Here is a 6622-nt window from a genome sequence, read left to right on the forward strand (position 1 = left end):
CCGCGGCCCCGCCGCACCCCTCCCTGGGGGCCCGCGGGGGCCCCCCCCCCCCCCCCCCCCTGCCTACCGCGTGATACCTCATAGGCCGCCCCCGCCTCCCTCCCCGTCCTCGCAGCACACCGGGACCGCACTGGAACTGCTCGTCCACGGCGTCGGCGGCGCCACCCCGCAGGAGATGCTGGGCGACCCCCGTACGGTCCGGGTCACCGGCGACGAGACCGCCGCCGTGTACCGGCGCACCGACGACGCCCACGGCGAGAAGCACCCCGAGCGCTACCGGGACGAGCCCGTCGCCGAGGCGTACTGCTGGTCCGGCCTCACCTCCGGCAACGGCTCCCGGGCGCTGTGGCTGCTGCTCCTGCCGTTCATGGTGGTCAACCTCGCCCACTGGATGCGCCCCACCGCCACCGGCCGCACCCGCGCGGTCCGGCTGTACGGCGTCCTGGTGCGGCTTCTCGCCCTCAGCCTCACCGTGCTGCTCACGGCGGCCGCCTGCGAAGTCGCCCTGGACCTGCTGGCCTGGCAGTGCGCGGGCGCCGAGACCTGCGCTGAACGCCGTTCCTGGCTCGGCTTCCTGTCCGCCCATCAGGGCGGCTGGTGGTCCCAGCCCGGCCGCCGCATCGCCCTGGCCGCCGTCGTGCCCGCCGCCCTGGTGGGGCTCCTGTGGTATCTGTCCAACCGGACCTGGAGCGCGTACGAGTCCCAACGCCCCCTGGACGGAGAGAACTTCGACGCCGACGACCCGTTCGGGTCGGAGGCGGCCCACGGCCCGGCCGCACCCGACCCGGACGCCGACGGGTGCCCGCGCCCGGCCGTCCCGGTCCGCCCCGCGCTCGGCAGGCCCGGCTTCTGGTACGGCCGCCGGCTCGTCGCCCGGCTCCGCGCCGCCCACACGGCGGCCGGATTCCTCACCGTCGCCGCGGCCGTCGCCGGCGCCGCCGCACGACACGACCGGAGCGCCGAAGGACCGGTGCCCCGGCTCATCGGCGCGGCCGTCGAGGGCGGCATCGTCCTCGGCGCGCTCGTCGTCCTCTGGGTCGTCTGCCGCCGGGGCCGCAGCGAACGGACCCGCGACACCCGCCTGGACGGCGCGCTGATCAGCTATCTGCCCGGCTCCGCCCTCGCCCTGCTCGGCCTCGCCGTGGTGTACGCGTCCTGGTCGCGCCCCGACTGGCAGTCCTCGGGCGCCCTGCCCGTCGAGACCGCCTTCCGGTTCCTCACCCTCGGCCAGGGCGTCCTCGTCATCGCCCTCGCCGTAGTAGCCCGGGGCCTCTACCGGCGCACCCCCGAACCCCGCACCATCCTGTACGGACTCGGCGGCCCCGCCGTCGCTATGCTCGCCTGCGCCCTCGGCGGCGTGATGACCGGCGGGGTGGCCCAGCGGGTCGCCGACTGGCTGGACGGGTCCGGCACCCCGGGCATGGGCCATGACACCGACATCGTTGGGCCGCCGGTCCTGCTCAGCTGGCAGGCCTCCGTGATCCCCGTCCTCCTGCTGCTCCTGCTCGTCCCCGTCCTGGTGCTGGTCGTCCGCACCGCGCGCACCGCCCGCCGCCTCGCCCCGGTCATCGAGGCGGAGTACGCCCCCGAACCGCCCGACGAGGGCCGCACCCGCCGCATCGCCCGGATACGGGCCGCCGCCGCCCTCACCGACTCCGCCCCCTGGATCGTCGGCGTGGTCTCCGCCGCGACCCTGCTGCTGGGGGCGGGCGCGATCGCCGGCTCCTGGCACACCGACCAGGAGCCGGGCCGGGCCGCCCACGGGACGGGACCGCTCCTGGAATCGTTCGCCGATGCCGCGCAGTCGACCGGCTCCTGGCTGATCGGCTTCGGCTTCATACTCTTCGTCGCCGGCGGCCGCCGCGCCTACAAGGACGCCTCGGCCCGCCGCACCATCGGCATCCTCTGGGACGTGGGCACCTTCTGGCCGCGCGCCGCCCACCCCTTCGCGCCCCCGTGCTACGCCGAGCGCGCCGTCCCCGACCTCGCCTCGCGGATGTCCGCCTGGACGTCGACCACGCCCCGGGGCCGGCTCGTCATCTCGGGCCACTCGCAGGGCAGCGTGCTCGCCGCGTCCGCCGTCTGGCAACTGCCCGACGCCACCCGCCGCCGGGTCGCGCTGCTCACCTACGGCTCGCCCCTGGAGCGGCTGTACGGGCGGTGGTTCCCGGCGTACTTCGGCCCGGAGCCGCTGCTCGGACTGCACCGCTCGGTGCACTGCTGGCGCAATCTCTGGCGGGCCACCGACCCGATCGGCGGCCCCGTCCGCGTCTGCGCGGACCCCGACCCGGGTGTCGACCGGGGTCCGCTCAAGGACCCGCTGGCCTACGGGCGGACCACGGAGCTCCCGCTGCCCGAACCGATCCTCGGGCACTCCGACTACCAGGCCGACCCGGCCTTCGCCGACGCGCGCGCCGACCTCCTGGAGGAGCTGGGCCCGCTCGTCCCCCGGCAGGCGGAGGCACGGACTCAGAAGGGCAGTTCGGGGAGGTCCTCCGGGTAGAGCAGGGTCAGGTCGTCCGTGCTCGTCTCGGCGAGCTGGGCGACCCGGCCCGCGTGCCGCTCCACCATCGACTCGAAGGTCTGGCGGGCGGTGCGGCCGTTGCCGAAGGCGGGGCCCTTGGGGAGCACCGTGAAGTGCTTCAGGAGCGCCTCCCCGGTCCCCTCCGCCAGGCTGTACTCATGCTCCTCGGCCTGCTGCTCGACGATCCGCAGCAGCTCCTCGGGGGCGTAGTCGCCGAAGGTGATGGTCCGGGAGAACCGCGAGGCCACCCCGGGGTTGACGGTGAGGAACCGCTCCATCTCATGGGTGTAGCCCGCGACGATCACGACGACCGCGTCCCGGTGGTCCTCCATCAGCTTCACCAGGGTGTCGATGGCCTCCCGCCCGAAGTCCCGGCCGGAGTCCTCGGGGGACAGCGCGTACGCCTCGTCGACGAACAGCACCCCGCCGCGCGCCCGGTCGAACGCCTCCTGGGTCCGGATCGCCGTCGAGCCGATGTGCTCGCCGACCAGGTCGACCCGGGACACCTCGACCAGATGACCGCGCTCCAGCACCCCGAGCGACGCCAGGATCTCCCCGTACAGCCGGGCGACCGTGGTCTTGCCCGTACCGGGGGAGCCGGTGAAGACGAGGTGCCGGCGGACGGACGCGGCCTTGAGCCCGGCCTCCTGACGGCGGCGGCCCACCTCGATCATGTCCGTGAGCGCCCGCACCTCCCGCTTGACGCTCTCCAGCCCCACCAGCGCGTCCAGTTCACCGAGGACCGCCACGGAGTCCCGGGCCGGCTCGGCGGCCGGGGCCACCGGATCGGGTTCCGCGGGCCGCTGGCCGGGCATCGCGGTGAGCAGGCCGGGGGTCGACGGGGTGGCCGTCAGCACAGCGGGGGCCGGAGCCGGAGCCGTCCGCAGCCCGCTCTCGTCGCTCGTGCAGTCCCGGGCCACCGGCCCGGCCGCGGAACCGGTCTCGCCGTCGGGGAACTCGTAACCGCCCCGCGCGCACCGCTCGGTACGGCACCGGGTCAGGGTCGTACGGCAGCCCTCCATGACATGGAAGCCGTAGCCCTCGCTGCCCGTCACCCGGCAGCCGTCGAAGGTGCCCCGGCCCTCGGCCGAGACGTAGAACCCCGCCTCGGCGGGCGAGGTGACCGTGCAGCGCTCGATGGTGGGGTCCGCGCCCTTGGTGACGATGACCCCGGTCTGGGCCGCGTCGATGGTGCAGTTGTTCAGCGTGCCGCCGCTGCCGTGGTCCCGGAACCAGGCGCCGGTGGACGCCTCGCGGATCCGGCAGTCGTCCAGCTGGGCGGTGGCCCCGTCGCTCACCGATACCGCGGTGTTACGGATCTGGGAGAGGTCGCTGTCCACCACGTCGGCGCGCGAACCCCGGTCGAGGACGAAAAGCGCGTCGGGCACGTCGTGCACCCGGCAGGCGTCCAGTATCACCGTCGCGCCGTCACTGACCCAGACCGCCGGATAGTCGCCCGTACTGTCGTGGATCTCGCACTGGTTGGCGTCGACCCGGGTGCCGGGATCCCAGACCGAGAGCCCGTTGCGGCCGAACCGGCGGACCGTGGAGCGGGTCAGCGTGAGCACCGAACGCGACCGCAGATCGACGGCGTTCTCCGGAATGTCGTGGATGTCGCAGTCGGCGAGCGTCAGTACCGCGTCGGTGTCCAGCGTGACACCGTCCGCCGACGTGCGGTGCACGGTGCAGTCGGTCAGGTGGGCCGAGGCGCGGGCCGTGATCTGGATGCCGCTGCCCTTGATCTCGTACACCTCGCAGCCGAACGCCTCCAGGCCGCTGCCCTCCCCGGTGACGCCGATGCCCGCCCCGGACGCGTGGTGGATCCGGCAGCGGTCCAGACGCGGGTGCCCGCCGTCGCGGACCGACACCCCGGACTGGCCCGCCGAGACGATCTCGCACTCCTCGAACACCCCGCCCGCGCCGTCCAGTACGGCGATGCCGACCCCGGCCGGATTGTCGACCGTGCAGCGCCGCACGGTGGGCCGGGCCGCGCCGCGCACCTCGATGCCCGCCGCCGACCGGGTCACGATCCGCAGGTCCGTCAGCTCGGCCGTGCCGTCCTCCACCAGCAGCGCCGGGGCCGCCGAGTCCTGGCCCTCGATGTGCAGGTCCTGGACCACCGCGGAGGCGCGCACGGTCAGCGGTACGCCGTCGACCGGCGCGATCCGCACGGAGCCGACCGAACCCTCGGGGCCGCGCAGCGTCACCGCGCGGTGAAGGACGAGGTTCTCCCGGTAGGTCCCGGGCGCGACGGTGAGGACGTCGCCCTCGGCCGCCGCCTCCAGGGCCGCGGAGAGGGAGGCGTACTCGCCGGTGCGGCGGCGCCATCGCGATGTGCCGGTGTGCGTCACCTGGACCGTGCCCTGTGCCATGGCGTTGCTGTGCCCCCACCTCGTGCTGTGCGATGCCTCGGGTCCGTCCGTCGCCGGGGAGGCGGACGGGGTCGGACCACCGTAGCGCGCGCGAGGGGCGTGAGTTGACGAGTCGGCCCGGCGGAGCGGTGTTCGCCGGCGGCCGCGTGCGGGCGGTGGAGCCCGTGGTCAGCCGCCCGTTCCGGCCCGGCCCCAGTCCGCGCCCGCCGCGGCCCACTCCCGGTCCAGCCGTGCGTACCGCTGCCGCACCATGTGCCCTACGACCGCCTTGCGGCCCGCCTCGACACATCCGGCGGCGAGCAGGAAGGTGCCGATGCCGGCCAGCACGGCATGGGACCGGGCGGTGCGCACGTCCATCGGCGGGGAGACGGGAAGGCCCGCCGCGTCCGTCCAGATCCGCAGCGGGGATCCCGGGGCGCCGGGCCCCGATGCGGTGGCCACCTCTCCGGTGCGCGGGCTGCCGTCCGGGGCCTGCCAGGACGCCACCACCCAGATGCGCGCGGCCCGTTCGACGCCCTCGGGATCACCGGCGGACCGCTCCCGTCCGGGCGCCCGGCCCACCACGACCGCGTCGACGCGGTGGCGCTCCTCGTGCTGGGCCCGTACCGACTGCTGGAGGGCGGAATCGGCGACCGTACCGCCCGCCCAGCCAGCGGCCGGGGCGCCGACCGCGAGCAGCAGCAGCGCCCCGAGCGCCACCCAGCCCTCACGGCGGTCGGTGGCACGGCGCAGCGGATTGTCCCGCCCGCGCAGCAGTCCCCGCAGCAGTGCCCACTGCCTCCTCACCCCGTGCCCCCGTCCCCGTCGATCGATGTCCCCGCGGCCTGCCTCGGCGGGCCCGTGGTGCGGCGGATCGTCGAGCTGCCGAGCCCGGCCTCCGTACCACTAGACCCCGTTCAGGCGTCCGAGGTTGCCTGGTGCGTCCCCCGGCGCACCGTGCCGTACGGAGAGGGGGGTGCGGTTCAGTATCCCCGGCTCTGGTACGGCCGGTTGTACGGGTCCTCGTACGGCGACTGCGCCGGCGCGGGCCGCGGCGAGGCAGGCCGCATCGACTCGTACCCGGTGGCGGGCGCGGGGCGCTGCGGCTGGGCCTGCTGCGGGTAGCCGCGGACCGCCGAGGGCTGCTGCGGGATGTACGGCGCGGGCGCGTGCTGCAGCTGTGCGGGCTGCATCGGCGTGTGCTGCGCCGGAGCCTGCTGGTACTGCGGCATCGGCTGCTGCTGCGGGTAGCCGTAGGAGCCGGTCTGCTGCGACGGGGCCGCGGGCAGGGCGGGCAGCGCCGACGGCAGGGCCGGCAGGTAGCTGTTGCCGGTGTCATAGGCGGCCGGCACGCGGATGGGGGCGATCTGAGGGGTTCCCCGCTCCGCGACCAAGGAGTCGTAGATCGGAGTGTCGGGGAACGACGCGGCGTAGTAGCCGCCGCCGAAGGTGGAGCGGGGGGACGTCATGCCGTCTAAGTTAAGCCCTCGACGCGCCGGTTGTGGAGCCCGATAAGAGGGTTGGTTTCCGCGATGTGAGTGAACCGCGATCCCCAATGCGAGCGAACTTGGCAAAAAAGGGCGCACCGACGTCTACTGATCGTGTAAAGGCCAAGTTCACGGGGGGTTACCGGCGGATCGCCGGGAGGGGCCGGGGCCGGCGGGGGGGGGGGGGGGGGGGGGGGGGGGGGCGGGGGGGGGGGGGGGTGAAGGTGGGGGGGGGCGCGGAGAGAGCAGGGGGGGCAGGG

The 6622-nt window shown here is 74.9% G+C and carries 4 protein-coding genes; 1 reads left to right on the forward strand and 3 read right to left on the reverse strand.

All coding sequences use genetic code 11. The features are described 5' to 3' along the window. Positions 1–175: 175 nt before the first annotated feature. Positions 176–2503, forward strand: a complete 2328-nt coding sequence (locus JS521_RS32545; protein WP_239488150.1) for a hypothetical protein — start codon at positions 176–178, stop codon at positions 2501–2503. Here the strand turns inward: JS521_RS32545 and JS521_RS32550 are convergent. The 3 genes from JS521_RS32550 to JS521_RS32560 all read right to left on the reverse strand — a co-directional run bounded on the left by JS521_RS32550 (position 2470) and on the right by JS521_RS32560 (position 6344). Next, the gene (locus JS521_RS32550) at positions 2470–4896 is read right to left on the reverse strand and encodes a right-handed parallel beta-helix repeat-containing protein (RefSeq protein WP_205086497.1); all 2427 of its coding nucleotides are present in this window, start codon (positions 4894–4896) and stop codon (positions 2470–2472) included. The genes JS521_RS32545 and JS521_RS32550 overlap by 34 nt on opposite strands. A 168-nt stretch (positions 4897–5064) precedes the next feature. Further along, the gene (locus JS521_RS32555; protein ID WP_205086498.1) at positions 5065–5682 is read right to left on the reverse strand and encodes an Rv1733c family protein; all 618 of its coding nucleotides are present in this window, start codon (positions 5680–5682) and stop codon (positions 5065–5067) included. 176 nt (positions 5683–5858) lie between these two features. After that, positions 5859–6344 carry a DUF6643 family protein gene (locus JS521_RS32560; RefSeq protein ID WP_205086499.1) on the reverse strand — a complete coding sequence of 162 codons (486 nt, stop codon included), beginning with the start codon at positions 6342–6344 and terminating at the stop codon, positions 5859–5861. Positions 6345–6622 lie beyond the last annotated feature (278 nt).

It is taken from the genome of Streptomyces durocortorensis (genome assembly GCF_016901035.1).
Classification (GTDB): domain Bacteria; phylum Actinomycetota; class Actinomycetes; order Streptomycetales; family Streptomycetaceae; genus Streptomyces; species Streptomyces durocortorensis.

Coding starts and splice junctions, on each gene's coding strand:
- JS521_RS32550 (WP_205086497.1), bottom strand. CDS start 4,896: ATGGCACAGGGCACGGTCCAGGTGACGCACACCGGCACATCGCGATGG.
- JS521_RS32560 (WP_205086499.1), bottom strand. CDS start 6,344: ATGACGTCCCCCCGCTCCACCTTCGGCGGCGGCTACTACGCCGCGTCG.
- JS521_RS32545 (WP_239488150.1), top strand. CDS start 176: ATGCTGGGCGACCCCCGTACGGTCCGGGTCACCGGCGACGAGACCGCC.